Origin of the sequence: Thauera sp. 27 (assembly GCF_000310125.2) — a bacterium.
Lineage (GTDB): Bacteria > Pseudomonadota > Gammaproteobacteria > Burkholderiales > Rhodocyclaceae > Thauera > Thauera mechernichensis.
Genome location: NZ_AMXB01000001.1, coordinates 43,601 through 70,429, shown reverse-complemented (window position 1 = coordinate 70,429; position 26,829 = coordinate 43,601). Strand labels below are relative to the sequence as shown.

General features: G+C 66.1%; 1 protein-coding gene (running past one end of the window). It reads right to left on the bottom strand.

Features of this window, described 5'->3' with window-relative positions:
• Window positions 1-26,829, bottom strand: the 5' portion of a protein-coding gene (locus B447_RS00180) for a CARDB domain-containing protein (protein ID WP_002935467.1). It extends 9,033 nt beyond the left edge of the window; only the first 26,829 of its 35,862 coding nucleotides appear in the window; the start codon lies at window positions 26,827-26,829; its stop codon lies beyond the left edge, outside the window.

Genomic DNA, 26,829 nt, shown 5'->3' with positions numbered 1-26,829 from the left:
GTCGCTCACGTTGACCGTCAGTTCGATCGGTGCACCTGCGGCAAAACCATCATCGGCCTGCAGGACGATGCGCGCCGTGCCGCTGAACCCGGCCTCGGGCGCAAAGCTCAGACTGCGGCCATCGGCATTGATGGTCGCCACGCCGTGGGTACTGTCGAGCACGCGCCAGAAGATCACATCACCTTCCAGATCACGGGCGATGTCACCGAGCGCAGTACGCATGGTCAGGTCGGCATGCGTCCTCAACGCCGCTGCCTGCCCTGCAACCGGGGCGAGATTGGCGCGCAGGCCGTTGTTGGCGTAGAGCAGCTGACGGTCGCTGGCATCCACGATACCGTTGCCGTCGAGGTCACCCAGCCCGTCCTGCACCGCCGCACTCACCTCCCACGCCGAAGCGTCCAGGGCGTCGACCCGGCCATCGCCATTGAGGTCGCCGACAATGCCCAGGCTCAGGCGGGCATCGCCCGTTGCGCTCACCCGGATCATCTTCACGCCCGGTTCGGTGACACGCAGCAGGTAGGTGAGCACGCCACCGACGCGGTTGATGCCGATGATCTGGGCACCAAGGACGTCGAGTGCGGCGCCCTCCGGCAACTCCGCCTGCAGCGCAAGCAGCACTGCACCAGCCGCACCGGGGATACGTACCGTGGAAGCCAGTTCGCTGTCACGTACGGTGAAGGCGAAACTGCCACTGCCGGTCAGCACGCCCTCCCAGCTGCGCGCAGCCGGATCATGCCAACCGACCATGGTGCCGAAGTTGGCCAGCGCAAGGTCACGGAGCGGCTCGCCTTGAGCGGAGTAGGCGATCGCCGTACCCAGGCCGTTGTCGTGCAGCGCCCGCACCAGCATCAGCTCGCCGCTACTTGCGTAGCGGTAGGCGATCGCGTTGGCACGGCCGCTGGCATCGGGATAGGTCACACGCACGATGCGGCCATCACTATCACGTTCGAAGCTCACGCGGTCGTCGCCGGCAAGGGCCACCACGCCGGCGTCGCTCACCAACCAGGCCTGGCCATCGACGAAATCGATGCGCGTGACCGCGCCCTCAGCGTCGAGTCGATAGACCGTGCCATCAGGCGCGGTCAACTGGTACGCGGTCGGAATCCACGGCATGCCGGTCGCCTGGACATAGAGGCGGTCGCCGACACGCGTCAGTGCCTCAACCGTCTCGAGCGTCTCGGACACGCCAAAGTCGTCGCTCAGGGCCCGCAGCTGCCAGCCCTGATCGCTCGCGAAGGTCGGCAGCCAGATCAGCGGCGCACCCGGCTCTGCACTCAAGCGCTCGGCCACCGGCTGCAACACGAAGCGCAGGTGCTGCTGTCCGCCCACGCTGCCGTCGACACTGGCAGGCACGCTCAGCCACACGCGCGCCCCATCGCGCCACGCGGCTGCGGCGCCGGAGGGCAGGCGTGCCGGTTGGTCGCTGCTCAGGCCGGTGTGCAGGAAAGGCAGCTCCCAGTTGCCAAGGTCGCCCGCACCGCCATCGGCAAGCCATTGCCGGTTCAGCGCCAACGCGTGCCCACCGACGTTGATGACGACATCGGTGGCGGTATGGGCCGCAGCCTGCTTGTCGGCGCTGTCGATGATGAAGCGCGCCTCGATCTCACTCACACGCCCGGCCAGATCCCACGCGCTGAGGCGAAGTTCATAGACGCCGTTGCGCAGCAAGGACGGATCAAGGGTGTACAAGCCCTGCTCTCCACTCACGGCCGCAGCGCCAAGCTCGGCGGCAGCCACGACCTGCCACTGTCCACTGCCCGCGCGCGCCATCTCGAGTTGCCAACCCATCAACTGGGCGTCGCCGATGCGTGCGGTGAGCGTCGTCGCGCCATTGAGCGTGCGGGGCTCGCCAAACGCACCGGCACCATTCAGCACCCCGCCCCAGCTGAGCATCGGGGCCGCGGTATCGGCGGGATCCTTGATCAGGATGGTATGCGTATGCGTGCTGGTGAAGCCATTGACGTCGGTGGCGATGACCCGCAGCTCGATCAGTCCAGGGGCTTCAGGCACCAGGCGCACACGCCCGGCGCCATCGACCTGCACGGCATGCCATTCGCCGCTGACGGCGTCGCGCACTTGCGCTTCGATGCTGGCCAGTGCACTCCAGGCGTCGGCGCGCACGGTGGCGATCACCGTCTGTCCGGGCAGCGCCGGCAGGCTGGGCGTCGTCGACACCACGATCCTGGGGGCCTGTGCCTGGGCGTCGGCCACGACGCGCAACACGAAAGTGGCCGAGCGGGTGTTGTAGCCATCGGACACGGTCACACCAACGACGCTGTCGCCAATCTGGCCAGGGCCAGGCGTCCAGCTGAGCAGGCCGCTGGCGCTGTCAAAGACCGCCCCCTCGGGCAGGCCGTGGAAGCTGATCGCCAAGGCCGCGCTCTGCGCCTCGCCATCAGGGTCATGCGCCACGATGCCGCCGCTTGCCCCGCTACCGAGCACGACCGGCACGGTCAGCGTGTTGCCAAGCAAGACCGCATGATTGCTGACCTGCAGCACAGGCGGACGATTGACATCGAAGACACGCACCTGCACCTGCTGGGTAACGGTGTCGATACCGTCGCTGGCCTGGAAGGTGAAGACGAAGGCACGCTGGGTCGCGGTGGCATTGTCAACAGTGCCGAGCCCCGGGGTCCATTCGAAGTACCCGGAGGCCGCATCGAAATGGACGCCTTCCGGCGTGCTGCCGTCGCGTACGAGTGACAGGCGCAAGGCGTCATTGTCTGGATCGATGGCACGCACGGTGAAGCCCACCGTCATCCCCTCCTGCACCAGCTGCAGCGGCAGCGGCAGGATGCGCGGCGCCTGGTTGACGTTGGCCACAGCGATCTCGACGTTGCGAACGAAACTCGCCACGCCGTCACTGGCGCGCAGCTCGAAGCGCCACACACCTGCGCTGCCGGCATTGCTGTCCTGGGCCGAGAACTGGTCCGGCACCCAGACCAGTTCGGCGCGACTGCCATCGGCAGCGGGAACGAACTGCATCCCTCTTGGCAAGCCGGAAACCTGCCAATGCAGGCGGTCGCCATCGGCATCGAAGCCATACACACCGAGCCGCAGCGGCACGCCCTCGCTGGCCTGGAGGCGCAGCACCTCGCCTTCGCCCGCATCCTCGATCTGCTGGCCGTCGAGTTCGATGCCCAGCACCCCGGGTGCCGCGTTGGCAGCGCGTACCACGATGCGAAGGTTGTGCCAGGTGACATTGGGCTCGGGATCGGCCGGCACGGCGTAGCCCGCATCGCGCGGCGGCAGCCCCTGGTCGGTCACGGCAACGGTCAGGTCGTACACACCGCTCGCGGCAGCCGACGGCGTCCAGTTCAGAACCGCATGTCCGTAGCTTCCGCCCGGCGTCAGCGTGGCGCCCGGCGGCAGACCATCGGCACTCCAGACCAAGGCATCCTGATCGAGGTCGGTCGCCAGCAAGGCCACCGACAAGGGCTGGCCGGCAATGGCCACGACCTGCGCCGGCGCCGTGATCACCGGCGCTTCGCTGGTGCTGCGCACGGTCAGCACGAAGGCCCTGCTCTCGGTCAGCGCCTGCCTCGCGTCTCCATCGCCGTCGTCACGCGCGGTCACGGTAATCACGTAGTCGCCGCGGTCGCCGGCACCCGGCGCGAAGCGCAGGACGCCGCCAGGCGCACTCGGATCGGCAGACGGATTGCTGGTATACGTGGCGAAGCGCGGCAACCCGGCAAAGCTCAACTCGACCGGATTGCCGTCCGCATCGCTTGCGCTGACGGGGATCTCGATGACCGCGCCGCGATCGACGAAAGCGTTGGAGAGGTCACCCAGCTGGGGCGCACGATTGGCGTTATGCACCACGATCGGCACGACGAGGTGCGCAACTGCTGGAGCACCGGTGCCGTCACCGTCGTCGGTGGCGGTTACCAGCACGGTGTAGCTGCCCGCCTGGTGGTAGCCCGGCGTCCACACGATCTCCAGCGTATCGGGGTTGAAGTGTGCGCCCTCGGGCAGCCCGCTGAGCTCGTAGCTCACCGTGGGCGGCGTGCTGTCGACCTCCGCCGCTGCCCCACCCTCGCTGAGCTGCACCGCAGGCTGGAAAGCGGGATTGTCGGGGTCGAAGGCAAACACGCTGATACGTAGCGGCTGCCCTTCGAGGACCTGCCAGGTTTCAGCCGGAGCGAACACCGGCGCGCCGTTGGCGTTGGCCACCTCGAGCACCAGTTCGGCGCTGACCGCACTGGTACGCACCACGCCCTGCGGATCGGTCCACTTCGCCAGCAGCTTGAGGGGCACCTTGTAGATGCCATTCTGGTTGTAGTCGGGCGTCCATTCGAACCAGCCCGTTTCACGGTTCAGGGTGGCACCCGAGGGCAGCCACTGCGCAAGGTACTGCAACTCGATGACCGATCCGTCAGGCTGGCGCAAGCCGCCATCCACGCTGCCCAGCAACTGCAGGGCAAAGCGGTCGCCCTCGCGCAGCGCATGGGCTCCGCCGGTGAGCAGCTGCGGCAGCGGCAGGCCCTGGCGCACCGTCAGCGTGAACGCGCGCTCGACGGTGCGCTTGCCATCGCTGGCGATGATCGTGACGTTCTCATACACGCCGCCCTGATCGTAGCCCGGCGTCCAGCGCAGCATGCCGCTGGCGGCGTCGAACACGGCGCCGGGAGGCAGGTTGCGCACGGTGACGGTCAGCGGATCGCCATCGACATCGGCCACCGCGACCGGGATGTTGAGCGATTCGCCTTCGGTGAGCGTGATGTTGCCAGGCACGGAGATGGTCGGCGCATTGTTGCCACCCTCCACCGCGATCTGGAAGTAGCGATAGGTAAAGCCGCCGCGACTATCCTGAACCCGCACCAGCACTTCGGTCGCCACATCTGCGCCCGCGCCAGGCGTCCAGCTCAGTGTGGCGCCATTGCGGTACAGGCCGTCTGCCGAGCGTACCTCGGGCGCCGGGGTGAGCGTCATCCCGGCCGGCGCCTGCACCAGTTGCCAGTAGAAGCGCGTCCCGTCCGCATCGATGGCTTCGATCTCGCCGCTCCAGGCCTCTCCGACCACGGCGCCGGGCAGGATGTAGGCGAACCGGCTGCTGACATCATCGACACCCGCGACCGTCAGCTGCGGCGGCAGGTTGGGGTGCGGATAGGCATAGATGCCGTGGCCCAGGTTTGCCTTGACCAGGTCTGCAATACCGCCGCGCGGCGCCAGATCGCCGGCAGGCACGATGCTTACGGTGACGCCCGCGAGCGTGGCGCCGACTGCCAGCTTGCCGCCAAGGCCCTGCAGCGCCGTCGTGAGGTCCAGCACCCACAGTTCGGACTGATCGCCGCCGCCACCCGCGCCCGCCTCGATGCTGCCGCCAAAATAGGCGCCCGGATCAAGGAGCAGCATCAGGGGGCCGAGCAGATCGTCAGCACCGATATTGGTGATGCTGACATCGTAGCTCACGGTACCGGAACCGCGATCGCTGCGGGTCCCGGTAAAGTTCATCTGCACTTGCGCGCTCATGTCGTTGAGCGCGGTGAAGGTGCTCAGGTAGCTCTGACCGAGGGCAAGCTCGAGGTCGCTCCTCAAGGTGTGACGAACCTCGAGCTGGTACTGCCCCGCCCCCAGCCCGGTCACGTCCAGCCAGGCCGTGCGAGTCGCAGCGTCCCAATGCACCGCCGTCGGCGTAGACACCGCTCCGGCATGCTGGCCCAGTGCGGTAAGGGTGAAGTTGGCGGCGTTGAGCACGCTGCCCGCCTCCCTGCCCTGGCCCACGAACATGGCCTGATCGAAGACCACACCGATACGGTTCATCGGCAAGGGCATCAAGGCACCATCGGGAACGGTGACCGCCACCACCTCGGGGGCCCGCGCCAGCGCGATCTCGTCGATGCGTCCGGTCTGCGCAACCAGAATACGTCCATCGGCGGTGGTCACCACCGACTCGCCACGGGTCCCGCCGGACGCAAGCTGGACGATGCGCTTGCTGCCCAGTTCCATCATCCACACCCCCGCAGCGCGCGGGACGGCGCTAGCGCTGCCGAGCACGGCCCGTTGTGGCAAGTTGCAGGACGCGAACAACAGGCCTTCGAGCGCACTGCCAGGCTGCCCGAAGGCGATCGAATCGACCACTCCGTCGAGGCGGAACTCCAGTTCGGCACGCCCGGCGTAGCGTCCGCTCATCGGGAAACTGACGATCTCGGTCTGCGGCTTGCTGGCTGCGGCAGTGATCGTGCTGCCGCTCCAGCGCACCGCCCACAGCCGCCCGTCCGGTCCGAAAGCGAGATCACCCGCGCGGAAGTTACTGAACTGAGACCACGCGCGCGCGCGGTTGTCCTCGGCCGGGTCGAAGACCAGGATGCCGGCCCCCGAGGTGAGGAAGATTCGCCCGCTCTCCGGCTCGACGGCCAGTGCATGGGTGAGCGGGATGCCGCCCGGCCCCTGCATGCGCTCGACGATCGCGCCGCTGCCGGCATCGACCAGCAGCAACTCGTTACCGGTCATCACCCAAAGCTGGCCGTAGGCGTCTACCGCCATGTCCACGATCGGTGCGTCAAGCTCGAACAAAGGCGTGACGCTGCGCCCGCCGTCCTTGTCGAAGACGAAGACCTGGTTGCGCAACACGCCCGCGCTCGCCAGGAAGCGTCCGTCAGACAGCTCGACCAGCCCTTGGGCACCGATGTCCCCCGCACTGGCGCGATAGCCTTCGGCAAAACCACGCAGCGTGAAGGGCGCCAGCACGGTGCCAAGCTCGCTGCGCTGCACGGTAGCCACGGCCCCGGGCAGGAGTTGCGCGGCCTGGGCAAACACGTTGCTGGGCGGATAGGCGCGCACTTCGCTGGGAAGCGGCAGCTCGGGAGTCTGGTTCAGCGACTCCAGCACGCCCAGGCTGTTGAGCACGGCCTGGCGCGCGCCGTCGTCGGGGAGGACGGCATTGATGACCGATGCGGCCTCGCGATTGCCTGCGCGGTCGGTGGCGACGGCAAGGAACTCGTACTGCTTGCCGCGTTCGCCGGTGAAGATCGCCTGAGTCTGCTCGGGGGCCAGCTGACGCTGCCAGATACGGAAATCGCCTCCGTTCTCGGCCACGTACAAGGTCACCGAACGCACGCCGCTGGCGTCATCGCGCGCCTCCCAGTGCAATTCGTAGGTGGGCTCGCCCTGCAGGTTGTCGCCCAACGCAGTCACTGCCAGCGCAGTGCGCGGTGCGCCGGCATCCACGCTCACCGCGTGGCTTGCACTGTCGAGCGCCGGCATCTCGTCGATCAGCACGCGAGCCGCAGCAACGATCACGCGGCCGGTCTCAACCCCACCTGCGGTGCACACGGTGTAGCTGACGAAGCCCTTTCCGGACTCGCCGCCAACCGCCTCGAGCAGGCCACGCGTGGCATTGCGCAGGACCTCGCCGGTGTTCGGGTCGATGGCCTGCAGCAACCAGGTGGCGATGCCGGTCTCGGCGTCCACACCGGCCGATACCCGCAGGATGAAGCCCTTGCTGCCGCTGAAGTCGAAGTCGCCCTGGAAGTTGGCGCGCTCGCCCGGAATGCGCACGTTGAGGTCGCCGACCTTGATGTCGCCGAGCCGTACCGAGCGCGGATCAAGCGCGGCATCGAGCTGGGTAACGATCCGCACCTCGCCAGCAGGCGTCACGCTGGGGTTGCTGAAGGCAACGGTGTAAGGCAAGGCCGTGGCAGCCGGTACGTAGCTGTTGCCATCGGCGCCAGGCAATGCCTGCGGACCGCGCACCTGCACCGCTTCGGTCGCCTCGCTGGCGCCCATCTGCACCAGATAGCGCGCCAGATCGAGCGGCTGCCCGGGCACAGGCTGGAAATCCTCGTCGAGCACGCCGATGTGGCGCAGATACTCGAGTTCGCTGCGGCCGCCGACAAAGATGTCGAAATTCAGGAAATGCGTGCGGCCACCCTCGCCTACGCCGTGGGCGGCAGGGTCGGCCTTGGCGGGCACCGGACTCAGGACGTAATCGCCCTTCTCCGTATAGCGGACCTCGATGTACTCGATCGCCGCCCTGCGCGCCTCGGGATCGCCCGCATGCCTGGCCGTATCACCGTACCAGGCCTGCACCTGGCTGAAGAAGGACACCAGATCGGCCTGCGTGCGATAGGTCTCGCCGCCCTTGCCGAGCAGGATGCCGCTGGCGAGCGTGGCATTGAGGCTCAACACCTCGATGCGCTCGCGGATCGGCGGCGCCTCATCCACCGGGCGCAACAGACCAGCGGCCTCGAGTGCCGCCAGCCAGCCGTTGACCCACTGCCCCTCGTCGGCCGCGAGGGTCTGCAGCGCCAACGGCGCGTTCTCGTCGGCGATGATCGCACTGCGCAAGGCCAACGCGCGGGCGGTCTGGTCAAAGATGAACTCGTCGCGGGTGATGGCAGTGGCGCTGGCCACCACATTGAACCGGAACGGCATCGCCAGCCATTCCAGGTCGGTGAGATGAATCTCGGGATCTTCGGAGACGAACTTCGCCGACAGTCCGGCAGAGATCCTGTTCAAGCCCGAGATGCCCTCGTCCAGCAAGCCGGCTTCACGCCACTCGGGACGCAGCGCATAGAGCGCGTCGCGCAGGGCCTCGAAGTCATAGTCCATCCAGGCCTTGAGGCCAGGATAGGTCTGGATGTTGAAGCTCATGCCGGCAAAGCCGCCGGCAGGCAGATCAAAGGCATAGCCCGGGGCGAGGTTGAAGCCCTGCAGGTTCTGCGTGCCGTCGAGGTAAGCCCAGGGAATATCCTGGCGCGGCGTACCATCGGTCGGCGTAGCCCCGTAGCGCTGCGTGTTACCGGCGGCGTCGGTCGTGCGGCCATCGGGCTGGCCCCCGACGTTGCTGCCGAAGACGATGAAGGGCAGGTTGAGCCCCTCGAGCAAATACTCGTTGTAGCCCATCTCCGGCGCACCGAAGTCGAAGCGTACATAAGGCGTGTCGAGGTTCGTCAGGCTTTGCAGCGCCACGCTGTAGAGCCCTCTGTCACCGGGCTCGAGCGAGCGGTCGCCGCCGACACCAATGGTCACCTCGACCTCTATGGCGCGCTCGACGAGGTAGCGCTGCGCCTCCACGACGCGCTGGCCGTCGGGGTTGATGACCACCACATCGTATAAGCCGAAGGGGAAGTCGCGGGTGTCGAAAATGGCACGGATGTGCGTGGAGTCGAGCACCTGCCAGCGCACCGGTTCGGCCTCATGCACGCCGGGGCGCGAGAGCTTGACCAGCGCACCGGGCTTGAACTGCGCACCATGGATGTCGAGCGTGACCCAGCGATGCTCGTCATTGCCGACCCCGCCATGATCAGGCGTGACGCGGGTGATCGACAGCGGCATCAGATCGGCGCGCAGCGTGACCGGCTGAGTGCCGGACATCGAGCGCACCAGGATGTAGTAATCGCCCGCGACGGTGCCGGCGATGAGCACCTCCTGATCGGCCGCCATGGGGTTGCTGTAGGCGGCGTCGAATGCGTAGCTGGTCGGTACGTCGCCATGACGTACGAAGACCTGGTTGTTGCCGCGCTCGTTGAGCGCATCGAGCGTGACCCGCAGCGTCTGCCCGGCAGGCACGGTGACCTTGTACAGGCGATCCGCAGCCTGGCGCAGCGTCTCGTCGATGGCATTGCCGAGCACGAGCGTGGGCACCGCAACCTGCAAGGTGCCGCCAGACGCCATGCGGTTGTTGGCCTCGCCGGGGGGTAGGACCAGCCCTTCTGCGGTGTAGCGGATCTCGCCTTCGAAGACCTCGTTGTAGATGTCCGGACGCACGATGATGCGCCAGTTGCCATCCTTGAGCGGCGGCAGGCTGGCGACCAGGCTGGCGCTGTAGCTACCGTTGGCAGCAAGTCCGCCATGGTGGGCGACCCTGCCGATGAGGATGTCGCCGAGGTCCCATTCGTTGTCGAGCGACAGGTAGAGCGCATCGGTCCAGCGCCCGTAGGCCGGGTTGATGGACTCGTTGCTGACCGTGTACTCGATGCGGATCTGCTGGCCGACCTCGGCCGTTGCCGGCATCACCACGTTGGTAACCACCAGATCGGCAGGCGGCGGGGTCTCGATCAGCAGTGGCTGCGCGGCAGCCGTGGCGTTGTTGTAATCCAGACCGAACTCGTTGACCCCGCCATACGCCGACCCGCTTCCGGGGCGCACCGGATCGGTGACCACGAACACGTAATAGGGGCCTTCGAGGCTGGCTGGCGCGGTCAGTGTCAGCGTGCGCTCGTAGCCGTTGCCTGCAGCCAGGCCGCCGCTGTATTGGGCAAAGCCGAGGTAATGGTCCTTGCCAAGATCGAGGAAGCGGTCGCGGGACAGATAGACCATGTCCACCCACGACGACTGGTGATCGGGCGTATTGCCGCCGAGGTTGTCCACCCGGTAGCTCACCGTGATCTCCTGGCCGGCATACACGCGTTCCGGTGCCGTCACGACGCTGACCTGAAGGTCCGGCGGTTGAACCTGGTTGATGCGCAGGGCGAGCGAAGCGCTGTTGTTGCCCTCGTGCTGGAACTCCAGCACACGACCGGCGGGTCGATCCCTGTCGAGCTGCACACCGACCAGGCCATCACGAATGTCGCTGGGCGTGCGGCCGTCAGCCAGGAAAGCCGTATCGGCGTATACGATCAGGTGGTAGTCGCCCCCGATGGACTCGGGCAGGCGGAAAGTCGCCGTCGCGGTATAGGACTCACCAGGCTTCAGGTAGGCCGGCAGGCCGTCCTCGCGCAGGGAGATCGGATGCACCTTTGCCATGCGGGCGAACAAGGACTGCGTACCGGTGCCGTCCGGCAGCGGGTGGTCGCGCACATCGAGCGAGGCGTCATGGGACAGGTAGATGCCGTCGAACCAATCGCTGACCCGGGTCGCGCGTTCGCCCTGGTTGGTGACCGTCCAGGTCACCGTGAGCATGTCGCCCGAGTTCGGCAACGGGTTGGACACCACCACATTGCTGATCTGGAGATCCGGTTCGCGATAGGTGATGTCGAGTTCGGCACGACCGAAGTTGTTGTCGTTGCGCGCCCCCTCGAACACGGTACCGGCCCGATCCACGCCGCGGTAGTGGCGCAACGCGCCCTCGTTGCCGCCGCCGCCGATCATCTCGGAGCGAGCACGCTGGGCGAGGTCACGCCCGTCGGAAACCTCGGTGTAGCCGCTGTCGGTGACCACGTAGATGTAGTACGGGCCATCGGTACCGGCCGGCAGGGTGAAACTGCCCGACACGGTGTAGCTCTCGCCCGCCCCCAGGCCGCCGAGGTTGGCGCGCGTGACGGCGCCAAGCAGGGTCGCCCGTTCGCGGATATAGGTCGGATCGGGGCTGATGTACACGGCATCGACCCAACTGCGGGTGCCTTCCCATACCGCGGCGCCAAAGTTGGTCACCGTCCAGCTGATGGTTGTCTGTTCGCCCGAGAAGTTGTGGGGCTGGGTGACGATGTCGGTGACGCGCAGGTCGGCGGGGGCGCTCACGACGTCTGACAGTGCAGTGCCGCGGTTATTGCCCTCGTTGAGCTCGGCAACGCGATTGTAATGATCGGTGACCACGAACAGGTATTGCCCGGTGACCGAAGGCGCGAGCTCGACGGTCTGGGTGACGGTGTAGCTGTCGCCATGCGCCAGCTCCCTGCTCTGCGCAAGCAGGCCCAGTTCCCACACGCGGGTGGCCTTGGACAGGTCGGGGTCGTTCGCCAGCACGATGCGGTCGTGCCAGCTACCCGAGAACACATCGCCGCGGTTCTCCACCGTGTAGCTGAAGGTGTAGTGCGAGCCGGCAACGGCCGCCTCCGGCGCATTGACCGTGGCAACCACCAGATCTGGCGGGGTGATGCCGATGATGCTGATCGGGCGGGCCTTGTAGTTGTTGTTGTCGACCTGAGAGGGGTCGTCCGGGTTGATGTTGATGGCCAGGGTGTCTTCGAGGATCACGTTGTAGGTGTCGGTCCACACCGTGATGTAGTACTGGCCCGAGGCCAGATTGGCCGGCACGCGGACCTGAGCGGTGCCGAGATAGTCCTCGCCCGGCTGGAGGTGGCCAATGTGGGTGAAGGACCCCAGCAGGATGTCGCCCTTGTTTGCGCCCGGGCGGCGCGGATCCTTGGCCAGCCACACCGTGTCCGTCCACCGCTCCAGCGCCGCGCTCTCACCCCGGGTCGTGGCCACGCCCAGGTTGGAAACCTTATAGCGGACCTCGATCTGGCTGCCATGAACGGCCTGATCGGGTGCGACCACATTGCTCGTCACCAGATCGCCGAAGGGCACCGGGTCAATATAGAGCTGCGCCGCACGGCGGTTGTTGTGTTCGTTGGGGTACTCGTCGACATTGTTGTTGCCGTCGGCGACGACGATCAGGAAAGCGTCGCCGCGGAAGCGGATGGGAATGTTCACCATGCCGCTTTCAAACACATAGGACTCGCCGGGCGCCAGCGCAGACACGCTGCTGAACTGCCCGACCAGCACGTCGTCGGCGCTGAGCGTGCCATCGAGTGACAGGAATACCTTGTCGGTCCACTGCCCCGAGGTACTCACCGACCCCATGTTGGTAATGGTGTAGCGAATGCCTGCAGCGGTGCCTGAGGTCACGCTCTCCGGAACCTCCACCGCGGACACCCGCAGGTCCGGGCGATCAAGCAGGCTGACCTGGGTCATGCCGGCGGAGACGAGTTCGTTGTTGCTCCGCGCCGGGCCGTGCTCATAGACCTGCATCCCGTTGCCGCCGAGATGGGTGTTGGTGACCACCTTGATGCGATACAGGCCCTCGATCTTGCCTGGCAGGCGGACCTGCTCGGTGCGCGTGTAGCGGATACCGGACTCGAGACCGCGATCGTAGGTGAAGTTGCCCAACAGCACGGCGTTACCCGTGCCGCTGGCCGGAACCAGCCACACGGCGTCGACCCAGTTGCCACCGGCAGTGGCGAGGCCCTGGTTGAGCACCGTCCATGACAGCTCGAGCAAGCTGCCTTCCTGCGCGGTCGGCGCCGCGCTCACGGCCTCGACGACCAGGTCAGGCGTATCGGACAGCAGAACCGGCACCGCCACCGAGGTCGCGCGGTTGTTGTCGGCGTAGATGAACTCGTAGGGCACGACGCCAGAGCTCCCGGCCACGCGCACGTTGAAGTAGTACTCGCCTTCCAGCCCTTGGGGCAGCAGCACGTCCACGCTGCGGGTGTAGCGCTCACCCGGGGCCAGATGGCCGAGATGACTGGCCGCGCTGAAGGTCTGCACCACTCCGCTGCCGTCCGCATTGCGGCTGAGCCAGATCGTGTCGGACCACTGCGCGACGCTGGTCAGGCCGATGCCCAGGTTGACCACCTCCCAACTCACACGCACGCCCTGGCCGCTGGCGGCAGCCCCCTCGACGCTGACCGACTCGACACGCAGGTCGGCGTATGGAATGGGCATGATGTCCACGTCGTGCGTGACACGTCCCACGTTGTTGGCTTCGCGCCCGTTCTCGAAGACGGTGTTGCGCGCATCGGTGACGACGTAGATCTTGTAGCGCGCAGAGGTCGCGGGCGGCAGCACAAAGCGCTCGCTACGGGTGTACTCGGCACCGGCAGCAAGCGCGCCATCGCGTACGAACTCGCCCAGGACGATATCGTCGGCATTGCCGAGCACATCGTCGCGGGACAGGATGACGCGATCCACCCAACTGTCGGTCACGCCGGCTCCGGTCCCCTGGTTGCTGACCGTCCAGCTCACGTCGAGGCGTGCGGGGTCCTGGATGATGCGTTCGGGCGCACTGACCGTGGTCACCACCAGGTCGGCGTAAGGAGCCAAGGTCACATCCATTGCCTGAGTGGCACGATTGTCGGCACGGTTGCGATCGTCGATGGCGTGCAGCACGTCGCTCACTACCACGATCTCGTACTCGCCATCGAGGCCGAGGGGCAGCGCGATCGCCAGGCTGGCCGTGTACTGTTCGCCGCTGGCCAGCGCACCTGGGCGTTGTACCTCGCCGTACTTGGTCAGCACGCCGTCACGCGCCAGATAGACGGCATCGACCCAACCTCCGGTCGCGATGGCGCCATTGTTAACGACCGTCCAGCTCACGGTCACGGTGGAGCCGGACTGCACCAGTGCCGGGCCTTCGACACCGAGCAGGCGCAGATCGGGCCTTGCGACCTGGAGTGCGGCAGCCGAACGCAGCTCGTTGTTGCCTTCGCCATCGCGCTCGTAGACCGTGTTCTCGGTGTCGGTGCGCACTACCCAGCGGTATTCCCCCTCGGCGAAGTTCGCCGGCAGGGTGAAGCTCACCTGGCGCTCCGCACTCTGTCCTGCCGCCAGCGGCTCACTGACGAGCACGGTAGCCACCTGGTACAGACCGGCGGCGCCGCGGTCGATGTAGATGCGGTCGCGCCAGGCGGTGTTCGCATCCGCGCCACCTACGTTGCTTACGGTATAGCGCAGCGTTGCGGCGTCACCGGGGCGCAGCACCGCCGGCCCTTCGACCGCAGACACCGTGAGATCGGGCACGGCCGCGAGTTGCACCGAGATCTTCCCGGTACTTGCGAGGGTGTTGTTCGCGCGCCGCCCCTCCTCGTTCACCGATTGGTTGACATCGGTCACGACGATGACGTGGTACTCGCCGTTGAGGTCGCGCGGCAGGGTGATCTCGGCGCGTCCGACATAGCTTTCGCCAGGCGCGAGCAGCCCCGCATGGGTCACCGCACCCGCCAGTACGATGTCGTCGCTGCCACCCAGTACCGCATCCAGCGACAGCACCACACGATCGTTCCATAGTGCCAGGTTGGTGGTGGCATTGCCGTCATTGCGCACCTCCCAGGTCACGAGGACGGTCTCGCCGCTGAGCGCATGCTCCGGCACCTGAAGCGCAATGAGGTTGAGGTCGCTATATGGCGAGGCCAGGTTGATGGCCTGCGCCGCACTGACGTTGTCTGCGCGCGTGTCGGGCTCGAGCACCTCGGCACCGGCATCGGCACGCACGGCCAGGTAGTAACGCCCCTCCCCGCGCATCGGCAGCCGCACCAATGCAGTCTGGGTATAGTGTTCTCCAGGTTGCAGAGTGCCGCTGAAGCGCAGGCTGCCCACCACCACGTCATCGCTGTCACCGATGGTGGCGTTGTTGCTGAACACCACGCGATCGGTCCACTCCCCTTCCGCCGGCGCCTCGCCACGGTTGCTGACCGTCCAGCTCACCGACACGTACTCGCCGCCAACCCCACTGACGGGCACGCTGACGCTGTCAACGCGCAAGTCGGCGTAGGGCACGGCGACTGAGGTGGTCACCACCTGGGCGCTGTTGTTGAGCTCGGCGTCGTTGCTCAGGTTGGTCTCGTACAGCACGCCTAGGCCGGCGCTGTTCTGGTCGGTGGTAACGGTGATGCGGATCTGGCCGACGGACGCCAGGCCGGGGGGCAGGCGGAAGGTGAGCGCACGCTCACGCATCTGGCCCGCTTCGACCAGTCCGAGTTGCGCGCCATCGACGACCCTGAGCGGGTCGTAATACAGGCTGGTATCGACCAAGACCTGGTTGGTGGCTACATTGCGCACCACGATGCGGTCGTGGAAACCCGTGGCTGCGGCACTCGCGCCGAGGTTCCAGTCCTCCCAGGCAATGCTCACCTCGCCACCCGACTGCACGGCGCCGGACAACACGCGCAGGTTGCGCACCTGCATGTCGGGCCCGACCATGCGCACGAGTTGTGCGCTGTTGTTGGTCTCGCCGGTACCGGATGCGTTGGCTTCGACAATCTCCTCAGCGCTGTCGGCGACGACACGGATGACGAACTCGCCCGCCGCCGCAAAGCCTGCAGGCCAGGTGAACTGCGCGGCGCGCAGGCGCGACTGCCCCGCTTCGAGCGCTCCCGCAGTCAAGTCGTCACGGATGGCGACGACGGCGACGAGCTCGTTGGTGCTGCGGTTGCGCACCTCCACGCGCTCGCTCCAGGCAGCGTCCACGGCCTTGTTGCCAGCATTGGTGGTCGTCCAGCTGACATCGACGGTCTGACCCGGCTGGAAGGCGCTGTCGGGGCTCAGGCGCAGGGCTTCGACCCGAAGGTCGGCGTAAGCGGCCAGCGCCACCAGAACCGTCGTCGACAAGGCGTTGTTGCTCTCGCCGTTGCCGGAGGCATTGCCCTCGCGGATGCGGTTGTCGGCGTCGGTCATCACCGTGAAGCTCAAGCGCCCGGCAGCCGACGCCCCCTCCGGCAGCACCACCACAGCGCTGCGCTGACGACTCTCTCCGGCGCCGAGGTCGCCCTCGAGCGTGCTCGCGTACGGCACGGTAAGGCTGGCCACGAGCGCGCCGGTATCGAGGTTGCGTACCACGATACGGTCGTTCCAGTGCGTGTCGGTCGCCAGCACGCCCCGGTTCTCCACCGTCCAGCGCACCTCCACCGCCTGACCGGTGTACAGGTCCGTGGCGGGCGCGAGCACGACCTCGTTCACAGTCAGGTCGGGCGCTGGGCGCACCACCAGCGTATCGAGGACCTGGGGCGGGTGAACGGGCACCGGCACGACGTTGAAGCTCACCCGTGCAGCGCTGGTGGCGCTGTTGTAGCCCTGAAGCACCAGCGTGTAGGTGCCACTTGACGCAAAGGCTGCAGGCTCCCGGTCATAGCCTTCGGGCGTGTAACCGGACCATCCGCTCCACCAGTACCCCATTTCGGCGGCGCCGAACACCACGGCACCTTGCGGATCGTAGAGAGCCCAGACCGGAAAGGACTTTCCCTGTGCTTCCGCAGCAACAAGCAAGGACTGCACGACGTCGAAGTAGTAGCGCTCGCCTTGCTGAGCGTCGAAGGTGTACAGCACCGCCCCGTTGCGGGGGCTCAGTTCGACACTGAGCGGCGCTCCCGGGGTAATCGGCGTCGCGCCTGCACGATCGAGCACGCGCATCGCAAAGCTGCGATCGATCGCGGTCGCGTTGCTCAGCGTAAGGGTGTACGTGCCGCGCTCGAGCACACGCACCGTATCGAGGCTGTCGCCCGCCAGGGCGCTATCGAAAACCTGTCCCCCTGGCCCCTGAAGACGCCAGCGCACCTGGGCGTCGGCCCCCAGGCTGTCGAACATCAGCAGGCTGGCCTGATCGAGATCGAGCCTGTAGCTGATGCTCTGGTAGGCCGCCAGGCTTCCGTCAACAAGCTCGTTGAGCGCAAGCGCGCCCTGCGCGACCGCGCGGTTGACGACAAAGGGAAAGGACTGGTCGGCGAAGGCCGTCGCAGCGCCCTCGACCACCAGCCAGTAGTCGCCATCGGCAGGCAGGCGCACCCCCGCCGTAGAGCTGCCAAGTGCCGTGGAGAACAGTTGCTGACCGGTCGAATCGACGAGGTACCAACGCCCGGAGGCACTGCCCTGGCTGACAAAGCCGAGTTCCTCGCCAAGCGCTCCGCTGACACGGTAGATCCGCGAGGCATTACCCGGCACGAGCGCTGCATTCGTTGGCACACCGAGCTCGAGGGCTTCGGCCGCGGCAGCGTCCAGGATCCTGAACTGGTAGCTTCCCGTGTAGCTGGAGGTCGAACTGTGGAAACGCAGGCTGTACTCACCCGCATCGAGGAACTGCAGACGATCACGGTTGCCGGACAGGTACGGGCGGTCGGAGAAGACCTGACCGTTCGCGCCGGTGAGCGTCCAGTACAGGTAGCTGTCGGCCGTGCCGCCGGAACTGCCCTTGAAGGCGTCGAAGAGATACCAGCCCGGCTCGCTGACCACCATACGGTAAGACACGCCGGTCGTCGAAGCGCTGCCCTCACGAGTCTCGCCAACGGCGATCTCGTTGCGCGACACGGTGAAGGCATAGTCGATCGCTTGCGCAGCGTCGGCGCCCAGCCGATCGATGAGCAGGTAATAGCGCCCGCTGCCGTGGTTCAGGCTGAGTCCGTCGCCGTCGAACGCCACGTCGCCGCTCGCAACCTGAGCCAGGGACGGGCCGAGCAGACGCCAGCCGAGCGTCCCGGCTTCGGCGCCACTTGCAAGGAAGCGGAAGCCGTCCATGTGGATACTGGTGAAGCTATACACCGCCAGCGTCTGGCCACTGCCGAGCACGCCCTCTACCGCGGTGTTGGCCGGCACGGGCTGCGCCGTTGCACGCAGGTCGGCAAGCCTGAATCTGAGTGCCTCGCCCGCCAGCGGCAATGCATCGGCAGCAACAACCAGGGTGTGAGTGCCAAGCGCGCCGAGGCTGAGCGCCTGGACGAGCCCGTCATAGGTTCGCCCGCTCGAACGGACACTCAGAGCGCCATCGAATAGATACCAGCTCGCCGGAAACCCATCGAGCACTTCGAACAGCATCGCGCTGTTGAAGGCGCCATCGAAACGATAGGCAAGGGCGCGCGTATCTGCGCTGAAGGGCACATCGACGGCCTGCCCGGCAGGCAACTGCACTGCCGCCGCAAGCAGGTCGCTGATACGGAAACGGTAAGCGGCATCGCGTTCCTCGGCGGTCGAGCCATAGGCGCTGAGCTGCAGCGTGTAACGGCCCGGCGCGCCGACCGTGAGCAGAGCGCCCTGGCCGGTACCCGCGTAGCCGCTGTTGACCCAGCCGCCATTGGCGCTGCGCAGCACCCACTCGCCCTCGAAACCTTCGAGCAGGTCGAGCCAGAGAAGCCCACCCTCGGCAACATCGAAGACGTAGCTGCGCGTACCCAGGCCCCCCAGCGTATGCGCGTGCGTTTCACCCAACGCGATCTGCGCAATCGCCGGTGGGGTGAGCAGATCGACATCGAGTTCGAGTGTCACCAGCCCGGGCGCGCCATCGTCATAGCGCTCGATGACCCAATACACGACGCCGGACTCGTCGATCTGCAGGCTGGCAGCCCCCCCGTCAAAGATCGAATCGAGCCAGTACAAGGTCTCGCCAAGCGCGTTGACCACTCGACTCTGCCCTTGGGCACCCGCCGAAGCCACCCATGCAAGGTTGAGTACCTGCCCCTCCGCGACCTCGACGCGCACGAACACTGTATCGCCCGCGCCCAGATCGACGCTGGACGCACCGGACGGATCGACGGCAACGGCCGCCTGCGCGACATCGTCGAGGCGGAAATATGCGGTGCTGCCCGGCGCGGCCGCACTCGTCACGACGAGCGAATAGTGTCCCGCGGCCAGACTGAGAAGACCATTGTTGCTGGGCACGGCCTGGCCGAGTTCATCGAAGAGCGTCCAGCCATCGAGCAGCCCACCATTCGCTTCCATCTGGAAGAGGCCGGCCTCCGCGAGATCGAATTGATACGATACGCGGCCATCCATCGGCACCGTCAGGTCAACCCGTGTATTCACACCGGGCAACGCCAACACCGTGGGCGCCACCAGCAAGGGCGTGAAGGCAAGCGTCACCGGATCCTCACCGGGGCGGTTACCGGTATCCAACACGAGGAAATAGGTGCCAGCCTGCGGAAGCGTCAACACCTCGTGACCATCCCACCAGGCGTCTTCGTGCAGAAGCGCCCCTTGAGCGTCGAACAGACGGAGCATTGCCCGCTCCGTGAAGGACCAATCAGCAAGCAAAAGCGACTTCGTACCGTCGACATCCATGCGCCACACGGCCGACGTCCCGGTGAGCATCTCGACGCTGTTCACCACGTCGGGGCTCAACGACGCTGACTGCTCAAGCCCGCCGATGCGAAGGGAGAACTCGCCCGACTGGCGCAGATCGCCATAGGCGTCGTGCTGCTTGTACACGCTCAGCCGGTAACTGCCTGCCTCCAACGCCAGTACAGGGTCACCCTGCTCATACCAGACCCCGAAGTAACCTCCAGCACTGACAGAGACGTCTCCAAGCCAGAAGCCATCCGATACGATTTGCCCGTCACGAGAGAGCGACCACCAGACCTGCTCCGCCGTCATGAATGAGGCATCGAGCATGTACACGCCAGGCTCGCTCAAGACGAAATCAAGATGCTCGACGTTGGTCTCGTCCACCACGACACCGACGAGCTCGTCGAGCGCAATCGTACGAACGCGTTCGGTCTGCACGCGCGACTCGAATCGCGGCGCCTCGGTCTCTTGCGTATCGAAGTAGCTGACGCCAACGAGATAGTCGCCGCTCACCTCGGCACGATAGGCGACGAACTCCTGCACCCCCGCCGGCACCCAGGCAGCCCAGCCACCCTGGGGTGAGCGAATCTGCCATTCGGCAGCACCGGGCGAGCGGAAGTACACCGTCTGTCCGGCTTCGAGCGCCATCAGGTACGGGCCGTACCCTTCGAGCACCTGCCCGAGTTCGGCACGAGCGAACTGAGCCTCACGCTCGAGCCTGAACGAGACTCGTGCGCTCTCATCGCCATACCAGCCAGGATTCGAAAACACCAGCGCATAGTCACCTGCATCCAGCCAGACCGCCTCTGCAGCACTGTTCGAGGACGAGAGGCCACCGGAATACAGGCCCCACTCCAGGTCGCGTAGCTCCCACGACAGGTAGGCCCCTGCTTCGAAGGTCCCACCCAGCGTCACCCAACCCGCCTCGGCAAGGGTGAAGCGGTACGCCGCGCTCTGCCAACGGGGCAACTCGACGACGATGGGGGCATCGCCAGGAAGGATCTCCGGTCCTTCCGGACGGTTGTCGCGAGGGGCAGCCAATGAAACGAAGAGTTCGTAGTCGAGGGCCTCCGTGTTCGTCAGGTAGCCATCGAGCAGCAGGAAGTAGGACCCAGCCTCCACGAGACGAAGATCGGCAAGACCCGAACCGACTCCCGCCCCATTCGCGAGCTGTCCGCCATTGGACGAGAGCAGACGCCAACGCAGGTTCCCTGCAGAAAGACTGTTCAGGTTGACCGAAAGGCGTTCGCCGGCAGCCACGTCGAGGCGATACGCGACCGCACCCGCCCCGGGGTCCAGGGTGCCGCTGAGGGTTCCCTGCCCGTTCTCCAGGACCACGGGCGCGGCCGAGAACGGCGCCACACGGAAGGCGTACGCCAACTCGGTGGATGCCGAACTGCGGAACACGCTGAGGCGATAGTCACCGCCAGCCAGCTCGAATCGGCGCTGCGTCCAGCTCGTCGACTCATCGAACGTGCCGTTTGCCACCCATCCGCCCTGGCTGTCGGTCAGACGCCACTGCAGGGACGTCTGACCGGCGAGCGCATCAAACAACACGGCGGTCGGCGCCTCGAGCGAAAACGCGTAGTCGTGCTGGAACTGCGCAGGGGCGAAGGTAGGCGTCTGCACCGCCCCCATGCTCAATGGCGCTGCGGCCAGGGGCGTCATCGCAACACTGTAGGGCAGCGGCTGCGCGGACTCACCGTTGCGCGTGACCACCAGCAGATAACGCCCCCCTTGTCCCAGTTGCGGCGTCTGCGTGCTTTCGCCACCCTGTCCGTCGGCCAGCCACGACCACCCGGACCACGAGGACTGAAACAGCGTCCACGTCAGCTGGGCCGGCTCGGCCGCGCTGAGCGAAATGATGCGGCGCAACTCGCGCACGTCGTCGATCAAGTATGCCTGCGCACTGCGTCCGGCCGAAAACACCGCCTCCAGCGGCGTTGTGCCCAGCGACACGCCCCCCCTCGTATCGAGCAGTTCGAAGCGATAGGCCCCCGCGGACGCCGCGTTCGTCGACAAGGTCAGCACGTAGTCGCCAGCAGCCACCGTCGGCGCCTGCGTACCGCTCAACCATCCCGTCCCACCACTGGTCTGCCCCGCCGGGACGAGGCGCCAGCGAATCGACTCGGCGCTGCCACCATCAGCGATGACCAGGCGACCCGGCGCATCCAGCGTCAAGCGGAACGAATGGAACTCATGCCCGCCCGCCAGCTCACCCGCGATCGTCTCGCCAAGCACTGCGGCGCCAACCGTCTCGGTGCGCCGATGAGCCTGCAGGCTGAACGCTGACGCCTGCTCGGGAGAGCCCGCCGACACCACCACCGTGTAGTGACCACTGCGCGCGGCAACAGGCAACTGCAGCGCAGCGCCACCGATTACGCTGTTGAGGATCTGGCTACCCTGCGCATCGAACACGGCCACACGACTTCCCGGCTGCGCGGACTGCGCGCCCAGATACCACGCCTCACCGGCCGCGACCGGAAGCATGAACACCGCCCCCGCCTGCCCCGCGGCGATCTCCGCAGCGACCACTTGCCCGGCGTCGAGGACGGTTGCCTCGGCAAGACTGGAGACGGCAAGCGCATATTGGCTGACACCCGACGGCCAGCCATGGACACGCAGGCTGTAGTCGCCCGCTGCAAGGCTGAGCACCCGAGCGCCCATTGACCCGCTGAACAAGCTGCCACCCTGGGCCTCGCTCAACACCCAGCTCAGCGACTGATCGCTGGTGCCCTGAAACACCAGGGTACTTGCCTGCTCCAGCGAGAAATGCCAGTAATCACTGGCTGCCGAACTACCGATCTGCCCGCGCTGGTCCATACCCAGCTCCAAGGCACGATGCGTATCGCGCAGCACCTGTACCGACACCCCCAGCGCGACGGCCTCCGTGTTGCCGACATGCGCGTGGGCAAGCAGATAGTGTCGCCCAGGGCTGTCAAGACGCAGGCTGAAACTGGTACCCGAGGCGACCGTGTATGCGGTGAGCTGATTGCCGTTGCCGTCAAGCACCATCACCCGAACGCTCTGTCCGGCCATGCCGGTGAGAGCGAACACGTGGTTGACGCCCGGAGACTCGTTATCGAAGGCCAGCACCTGAGTGCGCTGGTCGGCATCCACCGTGACGTTGGCGCGCAAAGGCAGGGCCGAGAGCTCGGCAACGGCAGCCATCGCACCGACGTCCCGAACACGCAGCGCGACATCGGCCGCTACAAGGGTGCGTGAGCTCACCTCCAGCACATAACTGCCGGCACGATCGAGCGCGAGCAACTCGCCATGAGCATTGAAGCTGCGCTGGCTTGCCACCACGCCACTCGGCCCGCGCAGGGTCCACACCAGGTCGGAACTATTGACGAGCGACTCCACCAGGACGCGTGCGGGCTCAGCCAGCTCAAAGGTGTAGCGCAGGGTTTGGGCTTCCACCAGACTAGCTTCGAGACGCGTATCGAACACCAGCGCCTGGGATGTCAGCACCTGCTGACGCATGGCAAAGCTGTAGCTCTGTGCCTGCCCGACAGGCGACTGGAAGCGCAGGAAGTACTCACCCGCGGCAAGGGTGATCTCACCCGAATCACCGTTGGCGTTGCCGCTTGCAAGCTGCACACCTGCGGCGCTGTAAAGACGCCAGGCCGTGGACGGATTGAGGGTGCCAAGTGCATCGAAACGCAACGTGGCCGCTTCGGCAAGCTGGATGCGATGCAGGGCCTGGCTTCGGGCCGCCGCATTGACGGTCAGGCTGAGCGGCGTATCCAAGGCCAGGGTCGGCGCGTCGGCGAGGGCGTGGAACACGACGTGATAATCACCCGTATTCTGGTTGCTGGCCTGGACCGTAAAGCGGTAATCCCCCGCCGGGAGTTCGAAGTAGCGCGGCGTCTCGCCGAACGCATTGGCGCTGGCCTCGCTTCCCCGTGGCCCGCTCAAGGCCCATTGCATGCCGCTGACACCGGACCATGCGTCAACCAGGACACGCGTCGGTGCGGTCAGCGTGAAGCCATGCTCGACGACCTGGCCGGCGCTGGCGATGCTGCCGCGTACGTCCTGACCGATGGCCAGTGCGGCGCCGACGGTGGTTCGCTCGATCAGGTTGAAACGGAAGTTGGCGTCCGATGTGGCCGTCGCCAGAGGCGCAACGACAAGCAGGTACTCCCCTGCCAAAGGCAACTCGATGTTGTAGCTCGAAGATGTGACGCCACTGGTCACAAACTTGCCGAACGGATCAAGCAGTTGCCACTGACCTCGCACGGTCGACGCGGTGCTGCCCTGGCCATGGAAGTAGTACCGCGCGCCGGCCTCGGCATCGAACCGATACAGGCGCGTCTCGCCCGCCGGCACGCTATCGTTGATCAATGCCCCAGGCACCAGCGTCTGTGCGGCATCGCGATCGAGCACGCGGAAGCTGTAATCCCTGGCGATATCAGTGGTGTTGCGCAACTCCAGCACATACGCACCAGGCGGCAGTGCAAAGGAGTTCGACGACTGGTCATCGGTAAAGCCACGCCAGCCGCTCAACGCCCCCAGCGGACCGACAAGTCGCCATTGCAGATTGCTCGCACCGCTGACGTTGGTCTGCAGCGCATCGAAGACAATCGTCGTCGGGTCGGTGACGGTGAAATCGTACCGCGCCACATCGTGCCGGCCCTGCAAGCTGCCAACGGCCAGGGCATTGAAGGCAAGCGCGGATGCCCTGACCTGCTGGACCGCAAGCGTCAGCGCAACGTTGCTCGTGCCAGTCGAGTAGTAATAGCCCTCGTTGATGAGGTAATAGGTCCCACTGCTTGCGACTGCAAAACTGGTTCCGGAGCTGGCAGTGGTCGAACTGCTGACCTGGCGTCCATAGCGATCGACAAGGCGCCAGATGCTGCCATGGCCGTGACTGTCGGTGGCGTTGAGCACGAGAACATCGCCCGCCATGGCCGACACCTTGAAGCCGACCGTAGCGCTCGCAGGATTGCGTACCACACTGGTCTGCTCGCCCAGCGTCAGCGCCGGCAACAGCCCCGCATCATGGAGCGCGAAGCTGTACGCCCCACTGCCGGAAAGGCTGGAGCGACCGCCCTTGACGACCAGCGCGTACTCCCCCGCTTCCAGCAAGCGCCCGGAATAGCGATAGTTGGCGTCCGAACTCCACAGATCCTCCTCGCTCACCTCGGTGCCGCGCGGCCCGATCAGCGACCACACGGCGCTACTCGTGCTGGTGGACTGCGTGTCCATAAACACCACCGTCGGTGCAGCGAGGGTGAAGCGATGGACGTGGGTCTGGCTCGCCGCCGTGAAGCTGCCCGCAAGCACGCTGCCCAACTGGTAGGCGCTGCCTTCGGGCAGCGGAGCCACGACAACCGGATCTCCGGCATTGAAACGGAAGCGATAGCTCAATTCGGCTGCATTATCGATACGCCCCTCGACCACCATGAAGTACTCGCCAGTCAATGGGAGCGTGACATGGGCACGATTCGTCGCAAGGTTGGCCGAGCCGGCAAGGTCGCGCCCATAGGCATCGACCAGGCGCCAACTGGCGTTGCCACCGCTGACTCCCAGGCTGGTAAAGGCCAGTCGGTCGCCGGCAGAGGCCAACAGGCGATACACCTGCGCACCATTGCCCGGCAGCAAAGACCCGCTGATCTCCTCACCAACCTCAAGCGCCACGGCGGCGGCTGCGAGATCGATCAGGCGGAAAGCGTAGGCCCCGGTCGCCGCACCCGAGCCATGAACGACGAGACGGTAACTGCCTGCAGGCAGCGCCAGCGCGCCAAGCGCCTGGGCTGCATCGCTGCGATCGAATCGACGCGCATCGACCTCGACACCACGAGGGCCATGCAAGGTCCACAACAGATCGGAGCGATTGGTGAGTGCGTCGAAGAACAGCCGCGCATCCGCAGCCAATTCGAACTCGTGCACGGTCTGCTGTCCGGCAACGAGAATCTCGCCGTCCACACGCACCCCGACCTCAAGCGCCGCCGAACGCGCGGGAACCCGGTTGATCGAGAAGGCGTAGCCAACGCTTGCACCCACCGTGTTGCTGTCGCTGCCCGCAAGGACCAAGGCGTACTGTCCGCTCTCGGCGACCTGGATTGCCCCCGCCGCAGTCATCAACGCACTGGCGCTGCCGACGATGCTGCCGTATGGGTCCAGCAACTGCCAGGACAGGCTGCCACCGCTGAGCGCCTGGCCGTGGACGAACACACGCTCGCCCGCAGCGAGCGTAAGCGTATGGACCACACTGCCGCGCGCATGGTCGAGCACGCCCTCATGACGCTGATCCAGCGCGAGCGCACTGCCACTGCGCACGTCGAGCAGTCTGAAAGGCATGGTGCCCGTTGCCGCGACATCGCGATCAACCGACAACACGTAGTCCCCGGCCACGAGCAACAGCGCACCGCGTCCACCCGCATACGAACTTGCAGCGGTGCTCGCCGCCGTGCGCGAAACCTTGAGCCCTTCAGGCCCCTGCAGACGCCAGTAGAAAGAGTCGTTGCTGAGGCGATCGAAGGCGACGTAGGTCGACTCGTTGAGCGTGAAGGTGAAGTGAGCCGTCTTGCCGGCATGGTCGATATCGGCGACGAGGGCCTCGCCAAGTTGCAGCGGCGCGGTGCTGTCCGTAACCGAACTCAGCGTGAAGGCGTAGTTCACCGGCGCCGTGTTGCTGATTCGCCCCTCGACCAGGAGCAGGTACTCGCCGGTACGCGCCAACGTGAACACGTCGCGGTTGCTGCCGGCATTGAAGACGCCGCCCTCGGGACGGCCGTAGGGGTCGATAAGGCGCCAGTTGGCCTGTCCACCCGAAAGGCTGGCAGCGCTGAAGAACAGCTTCTGGCCGGCCTCTCCGCTGAAACGGTAGACCGCGCTCTTGATGCCACTATCGAGCACCCCGCTCACCGGGGCGTCGATGGCCATGTCGGCTGCAGCATCGGCATCGATGATGCGAAGCTCATACTGGCCACGCGCATCGCCGTTACCGGTGACAGAGATGGTGTAGGTGCCAGCGGCGAGCTCGAAGGCTGGCGAAGCGGCGTTGTAGTCGGTGCTCGCAAAGCTGCGGTTGCTGAGCTGCCCTTCGGGCCCATCCAGGCGCCAGACCAGGTCGCTGCGATTGGTCAGGCTGTCGAACACGACGCGGCGTGTTTCCTCGAGCGTGAACTCGTAGGTTCTGACCTCGCCGGGCAGCTCGATCTCACCGCTGATCGACAAGGCGGCCGGATTGATGTCCCCGGACAGCAGGATGCGCGGCTCCATCGCCTCGAAACGGATTGCCGCGGCGTCGGCCGAAGCCGCTTGCGGCCGCCTCGCGTTGCTGCCGCCACGGCGTGCGGCTGAGAAGCCGCTGAGCATGGTCGCAAGCAAGGGCGAGAGAGCGAAGGCGTTCTTGCGATCGGGGCGGTCATTCACGACGACGGATTTGCGCAT